We start from the raw sequence: 24598 nt of genomic DNA on the forward strand, positions 1-24598 counted from the left end.
GCTCGATCGGAGCCGCCTTCGTCTTCGCCTGCGTCTTTGCTTGGACCACCGCCTCGCCGTCGCGACTCGTGGCGGGCGGCGCCTGCTCACAGCCCGCGTGCGCGATCAGGGCAATGGCACAGAGGAACGCCAATTGAGAATGCATGTTCACGACCCTCAACATGCCAAATTATCATTTGTCTGTCGCGCCCATGGTTGTGCCTGGCACCATCCGTCAATTCGACTAAATGCGATTAAGCCTTGAGAACCAACGTTTTGCGTGAGAAGTTGGCGACCATGTTGATGAATCACGCGAGCTCCACGCTGTTACTGACGGCGCTGCTGCTCGCTACTAGCTGTAGTAGTGGCGAGGTCCCAAGCGACGCCTTCTCGACTTTCGGCGGATTCGATGACATGGGCGGGGACGGCGACCCCGACGACGCTCTGTTCGCCGAGCCCCGCATCCGGCTCCTGCTCGAGCGCCAATACGTCAACGCCGTCGGCGATCTGCTCGGACCCGCGGCCGCGATGGCGGCGAGCCCCCGGGCCGACGTCACGCTCAACGGCTTCGACGCGATCGGGGCCGCCCAGCTCTCGCTGACCGACGCCGACATCGACGCCTACGAGCGCTCGGCGGTCGCGGTCGCGGCCGCGGCCGTGGCCGACCCGACCAAGCTCTCGCCCTATCTGAGCTGCACCCCGCTTTCGCCGAGCGACCCCGACTGCATGCGCAGCTTTGTCGACGCCTTCGGCCTCATGGCCTGGCGCCGGCCCCTCGACGCGGCCGAGCTCGACCGCTGGTCCGCGGTCGGGGTCAGCGCGGCCGCCGACTTCGGCACATTCACCCGGGGCGTCGAGTCCGTGATCGCCGGGATGCTGCAGTCGCCCAACTTCATCTATCAGGTCGAGCTCGGGGCGGCGAGCGACGACGGCGCTGGCCAGCGCAAGCTCAGCGGCTACGAGCTCGCCACGCGGATGTCCTTCTTCTTGCTCGACACGACCCCGAGCGCGACGCTGCTCGAGGCCGCCGCCGCGGGCGAGCTCGACGACGCCGACGGGGTCCGCGGCTGGGCCGAGGAGCTGCTCCTCGATCCGCGGGCGCGCCTGGCCTTCAACAGCTACTTCGAGGAGCTCTTGCACCTGCGCAAGCTGGCCGAGATCGCCAAGGACCCCGGCACCTACCCGAGCTGGTCGCCCGAGCTCGCCGACTCGATGAAGGCCGAGACGATCGCGCTGATCGACGAGATCGTCTGGACCGAGAACGGCGACTTTCGCGACATCCTCGACGCCGAGTACACCTTCGTGGACGAGGCCCTCGCCGATCACTACGAGCTCGCCTCCCCGGGGCCCTCGGGCTTCCAGAAGGTCCCGGTCCCGCCGGGGGAGAAGCGCGGCGGCATCTTCGGCCACGCCGGGCTGCTCTCGGTCCTCGCCCACGTCAGCAGCAGCTCGCCGACGGTCCGGGGCAAGTTCATCCAGGAGCGGATGCTGTGCTTCTCGATCCCGCCGCCACCGCCGGGCACCGTGACCGACCTGCCCTCGACCGAGGACGCCAAGACCATGCGCGAGCGCCTCGCTCTCCACCAAGAAGATCCGCTGTGCGCCTCGTGCCACACGATCATGGATCCGCCCGGGCTCGGGCTCGAGAACTACGACGGCGTCGGTAAGTATCGAACCCTCGACAACGGTGCGCCGATCGACGCGCTCAGCGCTCTCGACGGCGCGCCCTTCGAGGGCGCCCTCGAGCTCGGTCAGGCCCTGCGCGAGCGCGAGCAATTCAGCTGGTGCAGCGTCTTGAACCTCTACCGTCACGCGACCGGCCACGTCGAAGCCAGCGGTGAGGTCGAGCGCCTGCGCGAGGTCGACGAGGCCTTCATCGACGCCGAGTACCGGCTCGAAGCCGCGATCGTCGAGCTCGTCTCGAGCCGGGCCTTTCGCTACGTCGGGGAGCAGAACTGATGAACAATCCCAAGCAATACAAGCCCCGCAAGGCGCCGATCATCCGCTCTCAGGGCCTCTCTCGCCGAACCATGCTGCGCGGTGTCGTCGGCGGCGCCACGGTCGCGCTCGCGCTGCCGCTGCTCGAGATCATGCTCGACCAGCACGGCGAGGCGCTCGCTGGCGGCGGCCCGCTGCCGCGGCGGATGATCACCTGGTTTTTCGGCAACGGCTGCGCGCTCAACGTCACCGGAGACGTCAACAGCGGCCTGCGCTTTTGGCCGAGCGCCGAGGGCCCGGGCTACGACGTCACGCCTCAGCTCGCGCCGCTCGCGAACGCGGGCGTGATCGACTACTGCTCGGTCCTGTCCAAGTTCGAGGTCAAGGCCGCGGCCGAGAACCGCCGCGGCCACCACGACGGCTGCACCCTGTTCTCGGGCTACCCCTTCATCGAGGTCGACGGCGCCAACTACTCGTCGAAGTCCGGCGGCCCGACGATCGATCAGGTCGCCGCCAACGAGATCGGCGGCCAGACCTACCTGCCCTCGGTCCAGCTCCAGATCTCCAAGCGCATCCTGACGACTGAGGGCCCGACGCTGCAGTACCTGTCGCACAAGGGCCCCGACCAGCCCCTGCCCCAGATCGCCGATCCCCAAGCCGCGTGGAACAAGCTGTTCGCCAGCTTCACGCCCGACGACGACCCGACCACGCCCCACCGCCTCGCGGCCCTCGACGCCGTCGGCGAGGACACCCGGGCCCTCAAGCAGCGGGTCGGCAGCGCCGACCGGATCCGCCTCGACGCCCACCTCGACTCGGTCGCGCAGATCCGCAATCAGATCGCCGCGAGCGCGCCCGAGTGCATGCAGCCGGTCCAGCCGAGCGAGACCAACACCGACATCGACGGCCAGGAGCCGCTGATCTCGGTCAACGAGGTGATGAGCGATCTCCTCGCGCTCGCCTTCGCCTGCGACCTCACCCGGGTCGCGAGCGTCCAGTTCACCGGCTCGGTCGCCTCCACCGTGTTCAGCGATCTCGGCCAGAACATGGGCCACCACGACATGACCCACGAGGCCGCCCAGAACGAGGCCATCGACGCCTCGACGATCTACACGATGGAGCGCCTCGCCTACCTGCTCTCGGCCCTGCGCGACACGCCCGAGGGCAACGGCAACCTGCTCGACAACAGCTGCGTGCTGGTCAGCAGCGACTGCTCCTCGGGGCTCACCCACAGCACCTTCGATCAGCCGATCATCGTCGCGGGCGGTGGCGGTGGCGCGCTGAAGTACCCCGGCGTCCACTACCGCTCGCCAAAGCGCGAGAACACCTCGGACATCTTGCTCGCGTGCCTCCAGAGCGTGTGCCCCGGGGCCAGCGAGGTCGGCGGAACGCTCGGCCACTCGAGCTCGCCGCTGTCCGCGATCCTCGCCTGACCCGAGTCACCACCGTGCGACCGGCTCCGACGCCAGCTCGAGCAGCGCGTCGCTGGGCCGCGCGGTGGCGTCGCCGCCCTCGAGCGCGCAGAGCACCGCCTCCCCTCTGACCCCCGACGCTCTGACGGGAGGGAGTTTTGAAGGAGGCCCTTCACAGGCTCTCGCTAGCCGCAGAATCCTCCACCGAGCCCGGGCAGCTCGGTGCAGTTGCCGCTCTGGCAGTCGGCCCCCGTCGCGCACGGGCTGCCGAAGCCGCCGTCACTGCACGTGCCGAGCACCGACTGGTTGAAGTGCACGCACGACCACTGCGCCGGGCAGTCGCTGACCGTCTCGCACAGCCCGATGAGGCAGATCGCGTCCTTGCTCGGCAGGTAGCCGTCGTTGCACACGGCGCCCTCGAGCCCGACGGGGCAGGCCCCGTCGACGCTGCACGCCGGCATCTCGTAGCAGACCCCGACCTCCGGGTCGTCGATGTCCTCGAGGCAGACCGCGTTGCTGGGGCAGCCGTCGTTGATGTAGTCGTCGAGGTTGCAGCCCGAGTCTTGCGCGTCGGGGGCGGCCGAGCAGAAGCCGTTGACGCAGACCTGTGAGCTCGCGCAGTCGCTGTCGCTCACGCAGGTCGGGACCTCGTTGTTGTGGCACAACATGTCCGTGTCCGTCGCGCAGTACTGATCGTCGCCACAGTCGGCGTCGCTGAGGCAGCCGACCGCGCACAGCCCGTTGAAGCAGAACTGGCCGTCGGGGCAGGCGTTGTCGGCGCTGCAGGGCACGTACTCGCCTCCGTCTTCGCCGGCCTCGCTCGACTCGCCGGTCTCGCCGCTCGAGCCGGCCTCGCTGCCGAGGCTGGCGTTGCAGCCGAGGATCGCAGACAGGCACACACACAGGGTCATGGGGATGATGCTTCGCATGATGGTCCTTGGTCGTCAGGCGGTGGGTCGCCGGACGGGCGCGGATCCGTTGGCGGTGATCAATTTTTTTCGTGCCCGCAGTCGGACTCGACGGCGGCGCGATGAATCGACGCGGGCCAGCGCGTCGCGAAGCGTTCGGCCGCGCGCTGGCCCGCGCTCGCGCGCCCGGCCTGGCACAGCGCCCGGGCCCTGGCGGCCATGCGCTCCTCGACGAACTGGCCGTCGGCGAAGTCGCGCTCGTGCTCGGCGACGAGCTTCAGCGCGCGGCGTGAATCTTTGCCGGCGAGCGCAGTCGACAGCGCCTGCATGAGCGCGATCTCATCGCCGAGGGTCTTGGGTTCGGCGGCCGGCTTCGGTCGCGTGGGCTCGGGACCGGGCTCTGGATTGGGCGCGAGCTCGGGCTCGGCCGGAGCGCCCTCGGTCTCGGGGCCCGCGGTCGCGGCAGAGGGGTCCGCCGAAGTCGCCGAGTCGAGGTCGCGCGTGGGCGCTGCGCTCGCGCCGAGGTCGAGCGTCGCGTCTGGCGGCTCGGGGTCGGCCTCGGCCTGCGTCGGCGCGGCGACGCGATCCGCCGACGCGGAGCCGCGATCGCGGGCCACGAGCCCGAGCCCGACGACGAGCCCGACGAGCGCGAGCACGCCGACGAGCTTCAGCGCGGCGGGGCTCGCCGCGGGCTGAACGAGGGGAGCGTCGTCGAGCGTCGGCCCGGGCGAGCCGGCCTCGAGCTCGGCCTCGACCCGATCCCAGATCGCCGCTCGGACCTGCGCCGGCGGCCCCGTGGCCTCGCGCTCGGCTCGCTCGAGTTGATCGAGAAGTTGTCGTGGTGTCGTCACGGTGGGGCACCCCCTTCATCGCGGAGGTCCGCGCACTTGGCGGCCGCGGCCAGCAGCTCGCGTCGAGCCGCTCGCAGTCGCGTGTAGATGGTGTTGACGTTGACCTCGAGGCCGGCGGCGACCTCGACCGCCGTCATGCCCTCGAGCTCGACGAGGACGTAGACCGCGCGCTTGTCCTCGCCAAGCTCGTCGAGCAGGCGCAGGAGCAGCCGCCGCGCGTCGGACCGCGCGAGCGGATCATGGGCGGCCTGCGGTTCGCGGGCGAGAACGTCGAGCTTGCGCTGGTGTCGCCACACCGTCCGCCTGCGCGTTTGCACGACCCGCATGGCGATCCCGAACAGCCAGGTCCGCAGCGACGAGCGGGCCTCGAACTCGTCGAGCCGGCGCGCGACGACCACGAACACGTCCTGGGTCGCGTCCTCGAGCGCGTGCGCGGGCACCCCAAGTCGCCGAAGGCTACGCCACACGAAGTCGAACTCGTCGCGGTAGACGTCGGCGAGGGTGAGCGCAGGTGCTGCGCGGTGCTGGGCGGTGCTGGACACGGGCTCGAGAGACGGTGGAGGAGTCGGGCGTTGGTGGTGAGTGGCCGGCCGCGGCGGGATCCGTTGGCGAAGCTCCCCGAGGACTCAGAACCGAGCCTCGAGGTCGAGGAGCGCGCGAAAGCCCGCCCGCGCGGGCCGCCAGATCTCGCCGAACTCGTCGGCCTCGAAGCGCGAGCGGACCAGGGCGACGAAGGGCTCGGCGCGCACGCCAACGGCGAGGTTGTCGAGCGGGTGCCAGGTCAGCCCGGGCGACAGGTCGAGGGCCAGCCAGGGGATCGCGCCCTCGTCGACGATCGAAAATCCGACGCCGCGGCCGAACTGCGCCCCGGCGTCGACGCCCGCGCACAGGGGAAACTCGAGCCTGGCTGGGGCGTGACGCAGGACCCCGCAGCCGCGCACGGTCGCGGACGCCATGCTCAGCTCGGCGCCGAGCTCCGGCGCGTCGTCAAAGCGCGAGCGTCGCTCGAACGCATACTGAAGATCGAGCTCGACGCGGGCGCGCGGCCAGGCGAGCCCGGCGCGCAGGCGGACGACGGGGCCGACCCCGGGCAGGGCGCCGAGCGAGACCCCGCCGCCGAGGCCGAACACGACGTCGAAGCGGCGCCGGGGGTGGATCGCGGTCACGGGCCGCCGCTGGTCCTCGGCGAGCTCGGCCTCGGGCTCGGCCTCGGGCTCGGCCTCGGGCTCGGCCTCGGGCTCGGCCTCTGCCTCGGGCTCGGGGATCGGCTCGGGCTCGGGGATCGGCTCGGGCGCGTCGACCTCCTCGGCCTGCTCGGCCTGGGACACGGCCTCGCTGGCGCCGGCGCGATCGAGGGCCGAGGGATCGATCGCCATCGCGGCGAGCAGCGCCGCGGCCTCGGCGAGGACCTGGCAGTCCTCGCCGATCATCGAGCGCTGGCGCGTCGCCGCCTCGGTCACGGTCCACAGGCGCAGATCCCAGCGCCCGTCGAGCTCGCGCCGTACCCGGGCGATCGCCGTCAGCCGGCGCTCGCCCTGGTCCGCGACGGGACCGCCGAGCAGCCGCTCGAGCTCGGCGACGACCTCGGCCTCGCTCGGGCAGCCCTCGGACGGCGCGTCCCAGCGAAACTCGCCGCCCGCCTGCGTCGGCGGCTGCGCGCGCGCGGTCTGGGGGCCGCCGAGCGCGAGCGCAGACACAGCGAGGCCCGCGCGCACCGTCGCCGCGAGCCGGGCGCGTCGGCAGCGGCGAGGCCCGTGACCTCGCTCGTCGCTGGCGTCGAGGACCTCCGTCACTGAAGCTCCAGCTCGGGCCAGGAGTGCTCCTCGCACGGGGCGAGCATCGACAGTCCCGCGCGCTCGCGCAAGCCTTCGCTACAGACCAGGGCTTCGAGCGCGGTCATCGGTCGTTCTTCATCCCGGTCCGCGGGGATCACCCCGCACAGATCCAGCGGCTGTGGAAGGGGCTGGTCGAGCACGCCCCGGTGCGATGCGAGCACGGCCCCTCTGGCTGGACGCCCCTGCATGGGATGCTCACCGACAAGTTCGGGATCACCTGGGTTTTCGCGGTGTGGGTGTCGATCAAGGTGTGGGCCACGAGCTCGTCGCGATCGGGGCGGGTGCCCGCACGCTGGAGCGAGCGTAGCCGGGGCCTGTTGGTCACTCGACCCAGGCCGGCCAGGGGGAGCGCAGCTCTTTATCCCTTCGTGCTACCTCTCGTACCCGCTCGAGCCCGCTTTTCACGCTTCCCCGGCCCTGTGTCCGGCGCGTGTCGTGCTCGCTCGGGTTCCCCTTGGCCAGCTCCCTTTCCTCCATCACCTCCGCCCCCTCTTCCCGACTCCGGGACGTCTCTCCAGCTTTGCCCGGCGCTTCAGCAGCCCGTGATGCAACCCATCGTGTCGTCTCGCGCCGGAATTTTCGTCGAGGGCAAGGAGCCAGAACGCCGCTGTGGTGGGCCCACTGCAAGTTTTGGCGACACTGACCACGGTGGCGCAACGGTCCCGCATGCGTGACGATGGACCGATGCGACGCTCCTTGCGGATCACGCTCTTCGGCCTCCTTGCCCTGACCGGCTGCGCGCGCACGCAGTCGACCGAGGTCTCGGGAACGACGTCCTCGGAGCCCTCGTCCGGACCGGCCTCCCCGACCTTCGTCGAGGCGGCGCCGACGGCTCCATGCACCGCCTCGACGCTCGACGCCTGCACCGAGGTCTGCAGCTCGCGCGCCTGCCTCGAGTGGTGCGGGGGGGCGAGCTGCGTGGCCGTGGCGAGCGAGCTCCACGCTTGCGTGGTGCCGGCTGCGGTCGAGTTCGACGCCGCCCACCCCGAGCCTCAGCTCGAGTTCCTCCCGCCTGGACCCGAGGCAGCCAAGGACGCCATGCCAGAGCTCGACCCGGCCTCCGAGGACCGGCTCATGGAGTGGGAGCTCGCCCGCGAGACGGCCCTCGACGAGCACTGGCGCGCGTCCTGTCAGGCCCCCTGCCGGGCGGCCTTCACCGAGGCGAGCCCAGACGAGGTCGAGCCCGTGTGCGGGCAAGCCGGGGTCCAAGCGTACGAGTGGAGCGCCCTCGTCACCGAGCCCGAGCCCGAGCCCGAGCCCGAGCCCGGGGCCAGGCCCGCGAAGCAGACGCAGATGGCGGACGTCCTGGCGCTAGCTGACAGCGGGCTCCTCACGACGCTGAACCCCTACGGCTCGATGTCGGCCTTCGGCGGCAGCTACCTCGACGTCGCGTACGAGAACCTCGCCGACTTCGAGCACGGTAGCGCCCTGACTCGGCTGATCACCCGATCCGCGAGCCTGACGGGGGCCGACGCCTGCGTCCCCGAGCTCGACGAGGAGGGCGAGAGCTTCGCGTTCACCGTCGAGTTCGACAGCGAGGGACACCTGCTGCGACCTCGGGGTGAGGCTTCGGGCAGCGAGGCCCAGTGTCTCGCCGACTTGCTCGAGGCTCAGCTCCACCTGCCCGCCCCCGCCGCTCGCGGCCTGCCCGAGCTCCGGCTCACGGTCCACGTGCGCGGGCCGATGCCAACGGACATTTGGGGCTCGGCAATCGACGACCCCAACGGCGTCGGCGGCCTCGGGCTCTCCGGCTCGGGAATGGGCGGCGGCGGCACGGGCGTGGGCGCAGGGTTTGGCGACATCGACACGGGTGGCGGCACGGGTGGCGGCACGGGTGGAGGCCCAGGGCCAGACGATCCGTGACCTCACGTGTCGCGACGAGCGCGCATGTGGTTCATGTGTCCCCATGGCATGCTCCGGGCGATGGAGCCCGAGCTGGTCTTCACCGTCGTCAACCTCCTGCCCATGCCGATCTGGCTGACGTGGCTCCTCGCGCCGCGCTCGAAACTCGCGCGCCTGTTCGCCGACGCGCTGTGGCCCTGGGTGTTCCTCGCGGCGATCTACGTGACGCTGATCGCGGTCACGTTCACGGGCCCGAGCCCGGGCGGGAGCTTCTCCTCACTCGCGGGGGTGATGGCCCTGTTCGACAGCGAGTGGGGCACGCTCGCGGGCTGGGTCCACTACCTGTGTTTTGATCTGTTCGTCGCGCGCTGGATCATGCGCGAGGCGCCGGACGCCGGGTATCGGCTGGCGCCGATCCTGGTTGCGACCTTGATGCTCGGGCCGCTGGGGCTGTTGCTGTTCGTGGGCGCGCGGCGCTGGCTGGTCCCGACTGACCGGAGCCAGATGAGCCCAGCTGCCCGCGCGCAGCGACGCGCTCGAGATACGTGACCCCCTCCCCTCATGTCAGGAAGGCAGCAAAGAGGGCGACGGGAGCGTCGAGTCACCCGAGCTTCGCTACGATCTTTGTGCGGACTCGGACGTATTCAAGAACGGCCCGGATCGAGAAGCCTCAGCTCTCGGGATCCGTGTACATCGACACCCCGCGGATGTCCTCGCGCAGCTGCAGGGGCTGGCGCAGCGAGGGCAGCACGCGCTGCTCGCAATCCCTTCGCTCGCACAGCCGACAGGTCACCCCGACGCTCAGCATCCCGTCCTCCTCGTCGAGGTCGACGCCGTCGGCGTAGACGAGCTCGTGGGCGTACTCGAGCGGACACCCGAGCCCGACGGCGAGGGTCGCCCGGTGGGCGCCGTAGCCCCCGCGACCGTGGGCGACCGTGCGCGCGACACAGAAGAATTTGTCGCCGTCGGGCATGATCGAGGTCTGGACCCGGATCAGCCCGGGGGTCTGGAACGCCCGAAACACGTTCCAGCGCGGGCAGGCCCCGGAGAAGCGGGCAAAGCGAATGCCCGAGCCCGAGAAGCGCTTCGAGATGTTGCCCGCGATGTCGACCCGCAGCATGTGGAAGGGCACGCCCTCGGCCTCGGGGCGGCGCAAGGTGGTGAGGCGATGGCAGACCTGCTCGAAGCTGGTCCCGAACCGGTTCGAGAGCAGCTCGACGTCGTAGCGCTGCGACTTCGCCGAGCGCACGAAGCTGTCGTAGGGCATGAGCACGGCCCCGGCGAAGTAGTTGGCCAGGACCAGGCGCGCGAGCGTGCGCGAGCTCGACGAGCTCAGCCCCGGCTCGTCGTCGGTCAGGCGCTCGAGCACGTCGTGGTGGCAGATCAGCGCGACCTGGGCCGCGAGCTGAAAATTCCGACTCGAGGGCGGCAGCGCCTCGGACAGGCTGATGCGGCGAAGATCGCTATCGTAGCGCCGAACAATTCGCTGCTCGCCAGCCGAGAGCTGCACGCCGATGCCCCGGCGCCCCAGCCACTCGGCCATGCCCGCGAACCGAGCCCCGCGCTTGAGCTTGGCGTCGACCCACAGCGCCTCGGCGAGCTCCTCGAGCTCGTCGAAGTAGTTCATGTGGCGCTGGATGAAGTCGTTGACCTCCTCCGAGGGCAGCGCGTCGGCCCGCAAGCTCCGGGTCGGGTCGATCCCGCTCGCGCCCCCGGCCTGGCTCTCCTGGTGCGCGTAGCTGTCTTCGGCGAGCTCGGCGAGGGTCTCTCGCGCCCGACGAAACTGCTCGTAGAGGGTCAGCACGGCCCGAGCGATCGCGGGCGAGCTGCTCGCAAGCTCGCGGACGTCGGCCGAGTTGAGCTCGTGCTCCTCGAACACCGGATCCGAGAAGGCCTCGAGCAGGTGCGCCGCGGTCCGGCGATCGTCGTCAGCCGCGAAGTCGCTGAGCTCGAGGCCGAACTCCTGGGCGAGCTTGATCAGCAAGGTCGCCGTCAGCGGGCGCTGGTTGTGCTCGATGAGGTTGAGGTAGCTCGCCGAGATGCCGAGGCGCCGGGCGAGCTCGGCCTGGGTCAGGTTTCGTCCCCGGCGCTTATTACGCACCTTGGACCCGAGGTTGCTGTTGACGGACGCCGCCGACACCCCCGGAGCGTAGTCCGCCGCAGCTCGTCCGGGCTAGCGCGCGAAGCTAGAAAATTTACAAGCATTACAGATTTACTCGACTTCTGAGATTCCCATTTACAGCTACAACTACTTGAAAACACTAATCTTATTGATCTGAACAGCGTCAACCATATGCTCTGTAAACATGTTGGGCGCCGCACACAAGTCACTCGAGGTCACCGGCCCGAAGGTCCCGGGGACCGACGAAATCCTGACCTCCGCGGCCCTCGCCTTTGTTGGCGTGTTGTGCGCGCAGTTCACGGATCGGATCGACGCGCTCCTCGCCGAGCGCCGCGAGGCCCAGGCCCGCTTCGACGCCGGCGACCTGCCCCGCTTCCTCCCGGAGACCGAGAGCGTCCGAGCGGACAGCTGGCGCGTGGCCGAGCCGCCCGCCGACCTCGTCCGGCGGACCGTCGAGATCACCGGCCCCGTCGATCCAAAGATGATCATCAACGCGCTCAACTCGGGCGCCGACGTGTTCATGGCCGACTTCGAGGACTCGAGCGCGCCGACCTGGGCCAACATGGTCGGCGGCCAGCTCGCCCTACGCGCGGCCGTGCGCCGCGAGCTCGAGTACGTCGACGAGGCCCGCGCCAAGCACTACCGCCTCCGGCCCGAGACCCAAGATCAGCCCCTCGCGACCTTGCTCGTGCGCCCCCGCGGCCTCCACCTGCCCGAGGCCCACCTGCGCTTCGGCGGGCGCCCGGCCCCGGCCGCGCTCGTCGACTTCGGCCTCTACCTGTTTCACAACGCCGAGCACCTGCTCGACAGCGGCAGCGGCCCCTACTTCTACCTGCCCAAGCTCCAGTCTCACCTCGAGGCCCGGCTGTGGAACGAGGTCTTCGTCGCGGCCCAGGATCTGCTCGGGATCCCGCGCGGCTCGATCCGCGCGACGGTCCTGATCGAGACCCTGCCCGCGGCCTTCGAGATGGACGAGATCCTGTTCGAGCTGCGCGAGCACAGCTCGGGGCTCAACTGCGGGCGCTGGGACTACATCTTCTCGTACATCAAGACCTTCCGCGCCGACCCGAGCCGGATCGTCCCCGACCGCAGCGAGGTCGGAATGACCCAGCCCTTCATGCGGGCCTACACCCAGCTGCTGATCCGGACCTGCCACCGTCGGGGCATCCACGCGATGGGTGGGATGGCGGCGCAGATCCCCCGCAAGGACGACCTCGCCGCCAACGAGGCCGCGCTCGCCAAGGTCCGCGAAGACAAGCTCCGCGAGGCCCGTGACGGCCACGACGGGACCTGGGTCGCGCACCCCGGGTTGATCGCCGTCGCCCGCGAGGCCTTCGCCCGAGTCACCGAGGCCCCGAACCAGCTCGACCGCCTGCGCGAGGACGTCGAGGTTGGCGCCACGCAGCTGTGCGCGCCGCCCCACGGTCAACGGACGGAGGCCGGCCTCCGCCTCAACGTCCGCGTCGGCATCCAGTACCTCGAGGCCTGGCTGAGCGGCAACGGCTGCGTGCCCCTCTATCACCTGATGGAGGACGCGGCCACGGCCGAGATCTCGCGGGCGCAGGTCTGGCAGTGGCGCAAGCACGCCGTGACCCTGGCCGACGGGCGGGTCGTCGACGCCGACCTGATCGAGGCCGTCGTCGCCGAGGAGCTCGACACGATCCGCGCCGAGGTCGGCGAGGCCCGCTTCGACGGCGGCCGCTTCGAGCTCGCCCGTGATCTCTTCCTCGAGCTCGCGCTCGCCGACGAGCTCGCCGATTTCCTGACCCTGGGCGCCTACGCCCATTTGCCCGAGAGCCCAACACCATGACGACGACCAACCAGACCTTCAACGACACCCGCTTTCGCGCGATCGAGCGCCCCTACGACATGACCGAGGTCGAGCGCCTGCGCCCGTCCGTGGTCGTCGAGCACACGCTGGCTCGAGTCGGAGCCGAGCGCCTGTGGCAGCTGCTCCACGAGCGCGACTACGTCGCCGCGCTCGGGGCCCTGACCGGCAACCAGGCTGTCCAGCAGGTCCGCGCCGGGCTCGAGGCGATCTATCTCTCGGGCTGGCAGGTCGCGGCCGACGCCAACCTCGCCGGGCAGATGTACCCCGACCAGAGCCTGTACCCGGCCAACTCGGTGCCCAGCGTCGTCAAGCGGATCAACAACGCGCTGCTGCGCGCCGACCAGGTCGAGCGCAGCGAGGCGGCGAGCATGACCAGCAGCCGCCACTGGCTCGCCCCGATCGTCGCCGACGCCGAGGCCGGCTTCGGCGGCCCGCTCAACGCCTTCGAGCTGATGAAGAGCATGATCGAGGCCGGCGCCGCCGGGGTTCACTTCGAGGATCAGCTCGCGTCGGAGAAGAAGTGCGGCCACCTCGGCGGCAAGGTCCTGGTCCCGACCTCGCAGTTCGTCCGGACCTTGACCGCGGCCCGGCTCGCGGCCGACGTCTGCAACGTCCCGACCGTGCTGATCGCCCGGACCGACGCCAACAGCGCCAAGCTCCTGACCTCCGACGTCGACGAGCGCGACCGGCCCTTCATCGTCTCGTCCGAGCGCACGCCCGACGGCTTCTTCCGCGTCCGCGACGGGATCGAGGCCGCGATCGCCCGCGGCCTCGCCTACGCGCCCTACGCCGATCTGATCTGGTGCGAGACCTCGACCCCGGACCTCGACGAGGCCCGCCGCTTCGCCGAGGCGATCCACGCCAAGTTCCCGGGCAAGCTCCTGGCCTACAACTGCTCGCCGAGCTTCAACTGGAAGCGCAAGCTCGACGACGCCACGATCGCCAAGTTCCAGCGCGAGCTCGGTGCGATGGGCTACAAGTTCCAGTTCGTCACCCTCGCGGGCTTCCACGCCCTCAACCACTCGATGTACGAGCTCGCCCGCGGCTACCAGGCCACGGGCATGAGCGCCTACGCGCAGCTGCAGGCCCAGGAGTTCGCCGCCGAGGCCGACGGCTACACCGCCGTTCGCCACCAGCGCGAGGTTGGGACCGGGTACTTTGACCGGGTCACGCAGGCGATCACCGGTGGCCAGGCGTCGACGCTGGCGATGAGCGGCAGCACCGAGACCTCGCAGTTCGACGCGGCCTGAGCCGGACGGGCGAGCGAGTCCGCCCAGCGGGCTCGCGCCCCGCTCAGCCCTGGGGATCCAACACCACGTCCCTGATCGGCTGCACGTTCACGCCCGCCGGGTAGGCCTAGGCCTACCCGGCGGGCAGTTGCCGTTGAGCTGGAAGTCGCCGCTGGTCAGATCGAAGCAGGTCCACTCGTAGTCACTGCCCAGCTGCGGCCCCCCGGACCGGCGGGCTCATCTGCTCGGCCTGCTCCGAGTACGAGGTCCCGACCGGGACCTGCATGCCCGAGTGCCCACCCATCAGCCCGAGCGGCTTGTCGCTCTGGATGATGCTGCCGGTCAGCTCGATGGCTTGGATGAACTGCGCGTGCTCGCCCCGCGTCGAGCTCGAACTGCAGGCCCCGAGCGGAATCGAACCGTGAGAATCCTCAGCAGTTGAGGTGCGATCGTTCAGCCAGAAATCCCAACAGATCATCCGGAGCCCGCACCTATGAATTCGATGTCGGAGATGATGCTGATCGAAGAGACGGCGGAGCGCGCAAGCGCCCAGTTAAGCGCGTTTTTGACCCTCGTGCGCCTCAGCTTCGAGGCGGGCGAGACCGAGGCCCGAACGATCGCGCGGGAGACTGACTACGTCATCGATCCCGAGGCTGCCTGCTACTTCGACGAGGCCCGGTCGCTGCTCCTGCGTGCGGTCCCAAACCTGGGTTTGGCGCTGATGGCCCTCGACCTGGCCGCGAGCCGCGAACCTGAGTGCTACGGATCAACCTTGATCGGCGTCCGCGAGCTGCTGCTGCAGGGCGCTCGCGACACGGCGGCCGCCGAGCTCGCCGAGGCCGCCGAGCAGGGGCCACCGCAGCTGCCTCTGGTCCGCTCGGTCAGCTGAGCAAGCCCGCGAGCCCGACCCCGATCGAGGCCCGACCCGCGTCGAGCTCAGCTTGCGCAGCGCTTCGTTGAGCTCGAAGCGGGTCGAGCCTCGCTCGGCGCCCGCCCTCGGTGGGGCTGAACCCACACGCGAAGCCGAAGCCCGGCCAGCGCCGCGCTCGGCTCGTCGCACATGGCGCGAACATCTCACGCCATGTACGCGGGCCGACCGGTCAGCCGGGCGGGGGGCAGCCGTACTTGCCGTCGAAGGTCGCGGCGCCGTTCTTGAAGTCGGTGCAGTAGGTCCCGCAGAAGGTCACGATCAACCCCTCCTCGACCCAGGTCCAGCCGTCTTCGGTGTCGCAGTTGTCGATCTTGGGCACGGTCTCGCCGTCGGAGGTGAACTCGACGAAGGGGATCTGCTCCGGCGCGGGCGGGCCCTCTTCGGTCATCGTCAGGTCGATCTCGCAGCTCGTGACGTTGCCGAGGATCTCCTCGAGCGCGGCCAGGAGCTCGTCTTGGTTGGTGGCGTTGAAGAACTTCTCGGTGTCCATGCCACCGTTCTTGGGCGCGCCACCAGCGAGCGCGACGTCGTTGAGGCGCTCGAAGGGGTTGGCCTCGGGCGCGCCGTCAGCTCCGGCGCCGACGAGCTCGTCGATGATGTCGATGCCGACGACGAAGGTCGTGATGTTGTCGTTCATGAACGCGGCCTCGACCGTGGTCGGGAGCGTCTCGTCGTAGGACTCGATGTAGTCCGGGAAGGGCAGGTCCGTGTTGCAGTTGGCCGCGCCGTCGGTGACGAGCAGGATGTAGCGCTCGAGGTTGGGGTTCGAGTCGAGGAGGTGGTTGATGGCCGAGTTGATGCCCTTGGTCGCTGGCGTGCCGCCCTCGATGTCTTCGCTGGTGGCGTCCGGACCGGGGATCGCCGCGAGGACCTCCGCCGCGTTGTCGAGCGCGACGCCGACCTCGGGGGTCCCGGAGACCGTGCACGAGGTGATGTCGTAGCAAGGGTGCGGATCGCAGGCGTCGGCCGACGGGAAGCGCTGAATGCCGGCGTACATCGCCGGACCGAAATTGGACATGACCGAGTCGACGACGCCGTGCAGTGAGAACCACCGGGTCACGTCCGGCGTCATCTCGTCGAGGTCGTGGTCCCAGTTGTTCGCCGGGCTGACCATGCTGCCCGAGGCGTCGACCACGAGCATGACGTTGGGCGGCACGTACTCCGGGATGATCGAGACCTCGCCGCAGTCCGGGCCGTCATCGTCTCCGTCGCCGGAGTCGCCGTCGCCGGGGTCGCCGTCGCCGTCACCGGCGTCACCGTCGCCGGAGTCGCCGTCGCCGTCGCCCGAGGTCCCGAAGGTGGTGATTCCGGTGGAGTCGTTCTCCTCTTCGCCGCCCCCTGGGGGGGTGCTCGGACAACCAGTGAGGGCCGCCGCGAGGGGCAGCGTGACGCAAATCAGCATGCTACGGTTCATCGCTTCTCAAGCTCCTTGATCGTAAGTCGCATCGTCAGCACAGGGCTCCCAGGGCTTCGACACCAGCTGGACCGGGCTTTCTGCCGGCCTGTCGAATTCTGATGGCTGGCGGGCAGAAACGCCACCCCTTGGCCGTCGCTGAGCATCGTGGGAACCACGCTGACTCAGACACCATACCCGATCGGGCCCCAAGATGTCGCCCGCTTCGCCTACGCCATCACCATCCAAATAGCTCGAATCGGCAGCTATGTCGGGCGTGTTAAAAGCGCACTCGGACCCGCACGCCCCCACCTGTCAGAGATCGTGGCGTGGCGACAGCCCCTTCACCCCAGGCCCACCCCGCGGGCGAAGGGGTCAACCACGGGCCGAGCTGCAGTCGCCGCGTCAACGGGGGGTGACGCAGCTGCGTCACTTCGCCTCGCTGCCAGCGCTGGTGTCGCTGACGGCGAGATGCGCCGATCGCCAGGTAGACGATCCCGGTCCCAATCATCAAGCTGCCCTCGCCGATGCCGACGAAACCGTAGGTACGCAGCGAGCTGCAGTCTGCGTCGGCGGAGATCGGGCACAGGTCGGGACGCCCGGCCATCCACAGCGACAACGCCGCGGCGCCGGCTCGCAGCAACCCGAGGGAAAAGAGCACCGAGCCGATCGTCAGCTCGTCGTCGCCGTCGGCGGGCTCGCGCTCACGCTCGCGCTGCTCCCCCATCGTCCAGTAGCCACCGGGCGGAGCCTCGCTCGGCGGCGCCGAGATCGTCCCGGCGAGCAGTAGGTTGGCCACGAACAACGCCACGTCCGCGCGAGGATGGACGCGCCCACGGCCGAAGGCAAAACCAGCGCCGCGCGTCAGGTCACGGCTCGGTCCTCGCGCGAGCGGCCTGCGGACCTTGCGTCGCCAGCGACGATGACCACCTTCGAAGCCGAACAGCAGACGCCTGTCCACACCACCGCACACGCCCTCCGCGGGCGCCCCGCGCCCGGATGGGCGCAGAGAGAGAGACAACCAACATGGCTGCGTTCAACCCCGAAAAAGCCACCGTCAAGACCCGTCACGCGATCGCCCACGCCCAGGCCATGGCCCGCGAGCTCGGCCACCCGGAGGTCGACAGCCTCCACCTGCTGATGGCCGCGATCTCCCAGGACGGCGGCCTCGTCCGGCCCCTGCTCGAGCGGGCGGGTGTCCACGGGGCGGCGATCGAGCGGGCGGTGAGCGCCAAGTTCTCCAAGCGCTCGAAGGTGAGCGGAGCTGAGCTCGGCGTGTCGCGCGAGCTCCACGCGACCCTCGACATCGCCGCCGACGAGGCCGAGTCACTCAAGGACAAATTCATCAGCACCGAGCACCTGGTCCTCGCGATGCTGTCCGACGGCGCCGAACGAGCCGGGATCAAGGCCGGCGCGCTCCTGCGCGAGCTCGGAGCGGCCCGCGAGCTGGTCCTGTCTGCCCTGCAAGAGATGCGCGGGACCCAGAGCGTCACGACCGAGGACCCCGAGGGCACCTACGAGGCCCTGGCCAAGTACACCCGCGACCTCTCGGGCCTCGCCCGGGCACAGAAGCTCGATCCCGTCATCGGACGCGACACCGAGATCCGCCGGGCCCTGCAGGTCCTGTCGCGCCGGACCAAGAACAACCCGGTGCTGATCGGTGACCCCGGCGTCGGCAAGACCGCGATCGCCGAGGGCATCGCCCTGCGCATCGCCTCGGGCGACGTGCCCGAGTCCCTCAAAGATCGGCGCCTGGTCCAGCTCGATCTCGCGGCCCTGGTCGCAGGGGCCAAGTACCGGGGCGAGTTCGAGGAGCGGCTCAAGGCCGTGCTGACCGACATCACCGAGGCCGAGGGCCGGATCTTGCTGTTCATCGACGAGCTCCACACCCTCGTCGGGGCCGGCGGCAGCGAGGGCACCCAGGACGCGGCCAACATGCTCAAGCCCGCCCTGGCCCGCGGTGAGCTGCGCTGCATCGGGGCGACGACCCTCGACGAGTACCGCAAGTTCATCGAGAAGGACAAAGCGCTCGAGCGCCGCTTCCAGCCCGTGATGATCGACGAGCCCTCGGTCGACGACACGGTCTCGATCCTTCGCGGCCTGCGCGATCGCTTCGAGGCCCACCACGGCATCCGGATCGAGGACGCCGCCCTCGTCGCCGCCGCCAACCTCAGCCACCGCTACATCCAAAACCGCTTCTTGCCCGACAAGGCCATCGACCTGATCGACGAGGCCTCGGCCCGGCTCAAGATGGAGGTCGAGAGCGTCCCGCTCCCGATCGACGAGCTCGAGCGCCGCATCACCCGGCTCGAGATGGAGCGCCAGGCGCTGGCCCGCGAGGCCGAAGGTGGCGGCCTCCGAGACAAGCTCGGCGCGATGTTCAGCTCGACGAGCGACGAGGACAAGCAAAAGCAAGAGCGCCGCGGCGAGCGGCTGCGCGAGCTCGAGGCCGAGCTCGCGGGCCTGCGCGAAGAGGCCACGGCCCTGCGCGGGCGCTGGCAGACCGAGCGCGAGCGCTTCGCCGACATCAAGCAGCTCAGCGAGCGGATCGAGCAGACCAAGTCCGAGGCCGCCCGCGCCCAGCAAAGCGGCGATCTCGAGCGCGCCTCGCAGCTGACCTACGGGACCCTGCGCGAGCTCGAGACCCAGCGCGAGCAGGCCCGCGAGGAGCTCCACCAGGCCCAGGCCGACGGCTCGTTCCTGCGCGAGGTCGTGACCGACGAGGACATCGCCGAGATCGTCAGCAAGTGGACCGGCATCCCCGTCGCCAAGATGCTCCAGGGCGAGCAAGACAAGCTCCTGGCCATGGAGGACAACCTCCACAAGCGGGTCATCGGCCAGGACGAGGCGATCGCGGCCCTGGCCTCGGTCGTGCGCCAGAACCGGGCCGGGCTCGGCGACCCCGACCGCCCGATCGGCTCGTTCTTGTTCCTCGGCCCGACCGGCGTCGGCAAGACCGAGCTGGCCAAAGCCTGCGCCGAGTTCCTGTTCGATGACGAGCGCAACGTCGTCCGCATCGACATGAGCGAGTACATGGAGAAGTTCTCGGTCTCGCGCTTGATCGGCGCGCCGCCCGGATACGTCGGCTACGACGAGGGCGGCCAGCTGACCGAGGCCGTGCGCCGCAAGCCCTACAGCGTGGTCCTGCTCGACGAGATCGAGAAGGCCCACCCCGAGGTCTTCAACCTCCTGCTCCAGGTCCTCGACGACGGCCGCCTGACCGACAGCCAGGGTCGCACGGTCGACTTCCGCAACACGATCATCTTGATGACCTCGAACATCGGGTCCGAGCTGCTCAGCAGCGGGCAGTACGACGGCGACGCCCAGGAGCTCGAGCGCGCCCGGGCCAAGCTCCTGCGCCAGCACTTCCGGCCCGAGTTCCTCAACCGCCTCGACGGGGTGATCTCCTTCCACTCCCTCGGCCGCGAGCACATGCTCGGGATCCTCGAGATCCAGCTCCGCCGCCTGGCCAAGCGCCTCGCCGAGCGCGAGCTCGAGCTTGAGCTCAGTAACTCCGCCAAGGCCTGGCTGGCCGAGCGCGGCTACGAGCCCGAGTACGGCGCGCGACCGCTCAAGCGCCTGCTCCAGCAGCGCATCCTCGAGCCGCTGTCCCGAGCGATCCTCGCCGGGGAGTTCGGGCGCGGAGACACGGTCGTGGTCGACGCAGACCCCAACGGCGAGGGCCTGGTCGTCAAGCCCGCGGCCCCGTCCTGAGCCAAGGTCACAGTCTCCCAGGACCTAGGGGCCGAGCGCAGCGAGGTTGTCGGGCCGCAGGCCCGAGTCAGGAGACGTTAGAAACAGTCTCCCAGGACCTGGGGGCCGAGCGCAGCGAGGTTGTCGGGCCGCAGGCCCGAGTCTTGGAGACGATAGAGACTGGGCCAAAGTCACTGGGCCGAGGTCAGTCCGGGGCCACGATCACGAGGTCGATGGCGGTCCCGGGCTGGACCTCCGAGCCCTGCCTCGGGCTCTGGGACAGGACCCGCCGGCTGCTCAGCTCCTCGTCTTCGCGCTCGCGGACCGAGCCGACCGACAGGCCGGCCGACTCGAGCTGCTTGCGGGCGCGATCGAACGACATGCCCAGGACCCGGGGGACCTCGACGGTGCCGCTTTGCTCGGGCGCCGCAGGGGTCCCCGCGGTCTCGGCGGCCTCACCCTCGGGCTCGCCGGACACGACGAGGCGGACGAGCGAGCCCTTCTCGCTCTTGCTGCCCGCGTTGGGCTCTTGGCGCAGCACCGTCCCGGCCGCCTCGCTCGCGGCCTCTCGCTCGGGCGAGGGGACCTCGAAGCCGGCCTCGACGAGGGCCTCGGTCGCGTCCGTCGCCGACTTGCCGATCACGCTCGGGACCGTGACCATCTCGGGCGCGGCCGCGACGACGACGCGGATCTCCTTGGTTTGGAGCGGCGCGCCGCCAGACGGGATCTGCGAGAGGATCGTGCCCGGCTCGACGGTCGTGTCGACCCGCTGGCTGTCCTCGATGATCACGATACTCTGGGCCCGCCAGCGGTCCCGTGCCCCGCGCAGGTCGAGGCCCTGGAGGTTGGGCGCGGTCATCTGCCCCGAAGCTGGCTGCGGCTGGACTGGCTGGACGCCGGGGGCTTGTTGGGCGGGCGCCTCGGCCTGCGGCTTCGGGCCGGCGGGCTCCTGCATCTTCATCATGAACGGCCCGAGCGCAAACAGCACCGCCACCGAGGTCACGAGCGCGATCAAGAAGATCTTGAGGTAGTCCTGCACGGTGCTGCCCGAGTCCAAGGGTGTCACTTCCGCGGCCGACCACGGTCGATCCGTCGCCGGTTTCAGAGTATCCCGAGAGCACCCCGATTGCGAAAAACGATCGACCGCGCCACGCGCGACACTCGCTCCGCGTTCGCACGAAGTCAGAGAAGATCGCGCGAGGCGTGCTACCGTCCCGCCCCGTGAGCGCCCCCGAGTCGGCCGACGCCGCGACATCCAGCCCCGAGCTCCCGGCCAAGAAGCCCAACGTCGTCAGGCGTCTCTACGACTGGGTGTTGAGCTGGGCCGAGTCTCCCTACGGCGTCGCGGCCCTGTTCTTGCTCGCCGTCGCCGAGTCGAGCTTCTTCCCGATCCCGCCCGACGTGCTGCTGATCGCCCTCGCGCTGTCGGCCCCGACCAAGGCCTTCCGCTTCGCGGCCTGGTGCACGGCCGGCTCGGTCATCGGCGGGATCCTCGGCTACTACATCGGCTTTGGGCTGTGGACCACGGTCGAGCCGATGCTGATCCCCACGGTGTTCTCCGCAGAGAAGTTCGACCAGGTCGCCGGGCTCTACAACGAGTATGGGGTCCCGATCGTGTTCGCGGCCGGGTTCACGCCGATCCCCTACAAGGTGTTCACCGTCGCGGCGGGCGTGGCCGAGATCAACCTCCCGGCGTTCATCCTGACCAGCATCGTCGGTCGTGGGGCGCGCTTCTTCCTGGTCGCGGCCGTGATCCGTCGCTACGGCGACCAGGCCCGGGAGCTGATCGACCGCCACTTCAACCTCGTGACCCTCGCGTTCACGATCTTGCTAGTCGGCGCGTTCTTGCTGCTGAAGGTCGTTTTGCACTGAGTCCTGGGGCGGGCGGGGCGCGCCAGCTGCTATCATCGCGGTATGCGCCTCAAAGACGCACGCAAGCGACTCCCGATCGTCACCGCGCTGCCCAAGGGCCGCGGTCGGAAATTCATGACCAGCGAGGGCGCCCCACGTCCGGCCCTCGCGGTCTGGGAATTCACCCTCGCGTGTGACCACCGCTGCATCCACTGCGGCCCGCGAGCGGGCGAGGCCCGCCCCGATGAGCTCAGCACCGACGAGGCCCTGCGCCTCGTCGACGACCTCGCCGAGGCTGGGGTCGGCGAGGTCGTGCTGATCGGTGGCGAGGCCTACCTGCGCAACGACTTCATCCTGGTCATCCGGCGGATCCGCGAGCGCGGCATGAGCTGCACGATGACGACCGGAGGCCTCGGCCTGACCAAGGCCCGAGCCGAGGCCATGGTCGAGGCCGGGATCCAGAGCGTGTCGGTCTCGATCGACGGGCTCGAGCCCGCCCACGACAAGCTCCGCAACCGCGAGGGCAGCTGGAAGCGCGCGTTCCAGGCCATGCGCAACCTCCGAGAGGCCGGCTCGAAGGTCGCGGTCAACTCGCAGATCAACCGGGTCAACTTCGGCGATCACGAGCCCCTGCTCGAGCTGATCGCCGAGGCCGGGGCCCACTCGTGGCAGCTGCAGATCACCGTCGCGCACGGCAACGCGGCCGACAACGCCGACATCATCCTCCAGCCCTACATGTTCCTCGAGCTGTTCGAGCAGCTCGACCGCATCGCCGATCGCGCGCAGGAGCTGCGCATGCGGATCTGGCCGGCCAACAACCTCGGCTACTTCGGGCCCTTCGAGGCCAAGCTCCGCCGCCACCAGAAGCTGCACTACAAGGGCTGCTCGGCCGGGCGGACCACGATCGGGATCGAGAGCAACGGCATGCTCAAAAACTGCCCGAGCCTCGGGGGTCCGACCAACAGCGCGGGCTCGTGGCGAGAGCACGGCTTCGACCCGATCTGGCAGGGCGCCGAAGAGATGACCTACATCCGCCGGCGGACCCTCGACGATCTGTGGGGCTACTGCCGCGAGTGCTACTACGCCGAGACCTGCATGTCGGGTTGTACGGCCGCAAACGAGCCGCTGCTCGGGCGGCCGGGCAACAACCCCTTTTGCCACCACCGCGCGATCGAGATGGATCGCATGGGCATGCGCGAGCGGATCGAGCCGATGATCCCGGCCAAGGGCGTGCCCTTCGACAACGGGCTGTTTCGGATCATCCGCGAGTACAAGGACGAGGCCCGGCGCGAGGCAGAGGGGCCGATCGAGGTCACGCTGCCGCGGGTGTCGCGACTGGTCGAAGAGATGGGGTCGGGCCGGCCGATCCGCGACGACGAGCTGGTCGACGGATACGCGCCTTTTTAGGCCCCCCGCAGCCGCTGGTGCACTTTGCCACGCACGGCCGCAAGCGGCCGGTCGCTACGTCGCTTCGCTCCTTCGCTCGGTGGGCTGGGATGAGCTTCGGGGTTTTTAGACCCCCCGCAGGCGCTGGTGCACTTTGCCACGCACGGCCGCAAGCGGCCGGTCGCTACGTCGCTTCGCTCCTTCGCTCGGTGGGCTGGGATGAGCTTCGCAGTCTGGGTTCGTGACCCCCCAGAGGGGGGTTTTTTAGGCCCCCCGCAGCCGCCTTCGCACTTTGCCACGCACGGCCGCAAGCGGCCGGTCGCGCACTCGCTTCGCTCCTTCGCTCGGTGGGCTGGTATGAGCTTCGGGTTTTTTAGGCCCCCCGCAGGCGCCTTCGCACTTTGCCACGCACGGCCGCAAGCGGCCGGTCGCTTCGTCGCTTCGCTCCTTCGCTCGGTGGGCTGGCATGAGCTTCGGGTTTTTAGGCCCCCCGCAGGCGCCTTCGCACTTTGCCACCCATGGCCGCAAGCGGCCGGTCGCGCACTCGCTTCGCTCCTTCGCTCTCATCGCACGAGAAGAACTCTCTGACGCAAACGGGGTACCGACTATGAGGCACGCACTGCCACATTTGGGTCCCCGAGAAGCTCCTTTGGGCGGCCAGTTTTTCTCTGCACGGGGCTCTTTTTTCGATATGCTCTGGGCATGCTTGTATGTAATGGCTGTCAGCGACACGTCCGCGTTCACGAGAGCTCGTGCCCTTTTTGTGGTGCGGCGGTTGAGACCGTTGCAGCACCTGGGCCCGGCAAGCTTGGGGCGATGGTCTTGATCGCAGGTTTGAGTCTGCTCGGGTGCTCGGACGACGGAGCTAGCACCCCCAGCGAGACCGGGATGACGACCGGGGCAGAGACCACCACCACGAACGGGACCAGCAGCGAGACCGGTACGACCAACGCCAACGAGACCGAGGACTGGGGTGGGGCCGACTATGGCGACCCGAGCGAGACGGGCTGGGAGGGTGATGGAGACGGCGACGGCGACGGCGATGGTGACGGTGATGGCGATGGCGACGGTGACGGCGACGGCGACGGCGACGGCGATGGCGATGGCGATGGCGATGGCGATGGCGATACGACGACGGGCGATGGCGATGGCGATGGTGACGAGGGCGGGGCCGACTATGGCGGCGCGCCGCCTCCCGACCCGGACTGGGAACGCTAGCAGCCAGGGCTAGCAGCCCGTGGTGCAATGCCTCGCGCCGCCTCGCTTGGCCTTTTCGCCGAGGGCTTTGTCGCCAAAACTTGCAGCTAGCAGCCCGTGGTGCAATGCCTCGCGCCGCCTCGCTTGGCCTCTTCGCCGAGGGCTTTGTCGCCAAAACTTGCAGCTAGTCCGAGGGGTCCTCG

At 69.6% G+C, this 24598-nt stretch carries 21 protein-coding genes; 11 read left to right on the top strand and 10 right to left on the bottom strand.

What is annotated here, in order from left to right; all coding sequences use genetic code 11:
• Positions 1-276: 276 nt before the first annotated feature.
• Both ENSA5_RS25085 and ENSA5_RS25090 read left to right on the top strand, forming a co-directional pair.
• Entirely contained in the window at positions 277-1938 is a 1662-nt protein-coding gene (locus tag ENSA5_RS25085) for a DUF1592 domain-containing protein (RefSeq protein WP_146156089.1), read from the top strand.
• The gene (locus tag ENSA5_RS25090) at positions 1938-3347 is read left to right on the top strand and encodes a DUF1552 domain-containing protein (RefSeq protein ID WP_106394233.1); all 1410 of its coding nucleotides are present in this window, start codon (positions 1938-1940) and stop codon (positions 3345-3347) included. The genes ENSA5_RS25085 and ENSA5_RS25090 overlap by 1 nt, the downstream gene beginning before the upstream one ends.
• A gap of 164 nt (positions 3348-3511) precedes the next feature.
• Here ENSA5_RS25090 and ENSA5_RS38200 read toward each other — a convergent pair whose 3' ends face one another.
• The 5 genes from ENSA5_RS38200 to ENSA5_RS36365 all read right to left on the bottom strand — a co-directional run bounded on the left by ENSA5_RS38200 (position 3512) and on the right by ENSA5_RS36365 (position 7060).
• Positions 3512-4255, bottom strand: coding sequence for a Dickkopf N-terminal cysteine-rich domain-containing protein (locus tag ENSA5_RS38200; RefSeq protein WP_258183013.1), 744 nt, complete (start codon positions 4253-4255; stop codon positions 3512-3514).
• Between the two features lie 59 nt (positions 4256-4314).
• Complete coding sequence (locus ENSA5_RS25100) at positions 4315-5085, bottom strand: hypothetical protein (protein WP_106394234.1); 771 nt, start codon at positions 5083-5085, stop codon at positions 4315-4317.
• Positions 5082-5627 carry an RNA polymerase sigma factor gene (locus ENSA5_RS25105; RefSeq protein WP_106394235.1) on the bottom strand — a complete coding sequence of 182 codons (546 nt, stop codon included), beginning with the start codon at positions 5625-5627 and terminating at the stop codon, positions 5082-5084. Before ENSA5_RS25105 ends, ENSA5_RS25100 begins: the two co-directional genes overlap by 4 nt.
• An 84-nt stretch (positions 5628-5711) precedes the next feature.
• Complete coding sequence (locus ENSA5_RS38205) at positions 5712-6878, bottom strand: hypothetical protein (protein ID WP_181198123.1); 1167 nt, start codon at positions 6876-6878, stop codon at positions 5712-5714.
• The gene (locus ENSA5_RS36365; protein WP_181198124.1) at positions 6875-7060 is read right to left on the bottom strand and encodes a hypothetical protein; all 186 of its coding nucleotides are present in this window, start codon (positions 7058-7060) and stop codon (positions 6875-6877) included. Before ENSA5_RS36365 ends, ENSA5_RS38205 begins: the two co-directional genes overlap by 4 nt.
• 544 nt (positions 7061-7604) lie before the next feature.
• On the opposite strand from ENSA5_RS36365, the gene ENSA5_RS25120 reads away from it, so the two are divergent.
• Positions 7605-8783, top strand: coding sequence for a hypothetical protein (locus ENSA5_RS25120; protein ID WP_146156093.1), 1179 nt, complete (start codon positions 7605-7607; stop codon positions 8781-8783).
• Positions 8784-8789: 6 nt separating this feature from the next.
• A complete protein-coding gene (locus ENSA5_RS25125; RefSeq protein WP_219906855.1) occupies positions 8790-9311 on the top strand; it encodes an ABA4-like family protein in 522 nt (173 codons plus the stop codon).
• 121 nt (positions 9312-9432) lie between these two features.
• On the opposite strand, the gene ENSA5_RS25130 is transcribed toward ENSA5_RS25125, so the two are convergent.
• A complete protein-coding gene (locus ENSA5_RS25130; RefSeq protein WP_106394238.1) occupies positions 9433-10902 on the bottom strand; it encodes a helix-turn-helix domain-containing protein in 1470 nt (489 codons plus the stop codon).
• A gap of 166 nt (positions 10903-11068) precedes the next feature.
• On the opposite strand from ENSA5_RS25130, the gene aceB reads away from it, so the two are divergent.
• Together aceB and aceA are read left to right on the top strand one after the other, a co-directional pair.
• The gene (gene aceB, locus ENSA5_RS25135) at positions 11069-12694 is read left to right on the top strand and encodes a malate synthase A (protein WP_106394239.1); all 1626 of its coding nucleotides are present in this window, start codon (positions 11069-11071) and stop codon (positions 12692-12694) included.
• Positions 12691-13965 carry an isocitrate lyase gene (gene aceA, locus ENSA5_RS25140; RefSeq protein WP_219906856.1) on the top strand — a complete coding sequence of 425 codons (1275 nt, stop codon included), beginning with the start codon at positions 12691-12693 and terminating at the stop codon, positions 13963-13965. The genes aceB and aceA overlap by 4 nt, the downstream gene beginning before the upstream one ends.
• Before the next feature lie 181 nt (positions 13966-14146).
• On the opposite strand, the gene ENSA5_RS38210 is transcribed toward aceA, so the two are convergent.
• Complete coding sequence (locus ENSA5_RS38210) at positions 14147-14422, bottom strand: IgGFc-binding protein (protein WP_106394240.1); 276 nt, start codon at positions 14420-14422, stop codon at positions 14147-14149.
• Positions 14423-14437: 15 nt separating this feature from the next.
• Here ENSA5_RS38210 and ENSA5_RS25150 point away from each other — a divergent pair, with 15 nt between their 5' ends.
• The gene (locus tag ENSA5_RS25150) at positions 14438-14833 is read left to right on the top strand and encodes a hypothetical protein (protein WP_146156094.1); all 396 of its coding nucleotides are present in this window, start codon (positions 14438-14440) and stop codon (positions 14831-14833) included.
• Positions 14834-15044: 211 nt separating this feature from the next.
• Here the strand turns inward: ENSA5_RS25150 and ENSA5_RS25155 are convergent, their stop codons facing one another.
• Both ENSA5_RS25155 and ENSA5_RS25160 read right to left on the bottom strand, forming a co-directional pair.
• Positions 15045-16289: a vWA domain-containing protein gene (locus tag ENSA5_RS25155; RefSeq protein ID WP_146156095.1), complete on the bottom strand. Its 1245-nt coding sequence runs from the start codon at positions 16287-16289 to the stop codon at positions 15045-15047.
• A 259-nt stretch (positions 16290-16548) separates the two neighbouring features.
• Positions 16549-17079 (bottom strand): hypothetical protein, encoded by a 531-nt coding sequence (locus ENSA5_RS25160; RefSeq protein ID WP_106394242.1) that lies wholly within the window; start codon positions 17077-17079, stop codon positions 16549-16551.
• Positions 17080-17294: 215 nt separating this feature from the next.
• On the opposite strand from ENSA5_RS25160, the gene clpB reads away from it, so the two are divergent.
• Positions 17295-19982: an ATP-dependent chaperone ClpB gene (gene clpB / locus ENSA5_RS25165; RefSeq protein ID WP_106394243.1), complete on the top strand. Its 2688-nt coding sequence runs from the start codon at positions 17295-17297 to the stop codon at positions 19980-19982.
• 184 nt (positions 19983-20166) lie between these two features.
• On the opposite strand, the gene ENSA5_RS25170 is transcribed toward clpB, so the two are convergent.
• Positions 20167-21018: a PASTA domain-containing protein gene (locus ENSA5_RS25170; RefSeq protein WP_181198125.1), complete on the bottom strand. Its 852-nt coding sequence runs from the start codon at positions 21016-21018 to the stop codon at positions 20167-20169.
• 164 nt (positions 21019-21182) lie between these two features.
• On the opposite strand from ENSA5_RS25170, the gene ENSA5_RS25175 reads away from it, so the two are divergent.
• From ENSA5_RS25175 to ENSA5_RS38215, 3 genes are all read left to right on the top strand, one after another.
• Positions 21183-21833: a YqaA family protein gene (locus ENSA5_RS25175; RefSeq protein ID WP_106394245.1), complete on the top strand. Its 651-nt coding sequence runs from the start codon at positions 21183-21185 to the stop codon at positions 21831-21833.
• A gap of 42 nt (positions 21834-21875) precedes the next feature.
• Entirely contained in the window at positions 21876-23219 is a 1344-nt protein-coding gene (locus ENSA5_RS25180; protein ID WP_106394246.1) for a radical SAM/SPASM domain-containing protein, read from the top strand.
• A 795-nt stretch (positions 23220-24014) separates the two neighbouring features.
• Positions 24015-24416, top strand: coding sequence for a hypothetical protein (locus tag ENSA5_RS38215; protein WP_181198126.1), 402 nt, complete (start codon positions 24015-24017; stop codon positions 24414-24416).
• Positions 24417-24598 lie beyond the last annotated feature (182 nt).

Source organism: Enhygromyxa salina (assembly GCF_002994615.1).
Taxonomy (GTDB): Bacteria; Myxococcota_A; Polyangia; order Nannocystales; family Nannocystaceae; genus Plesiocystis; species Plesiocystis salina_A.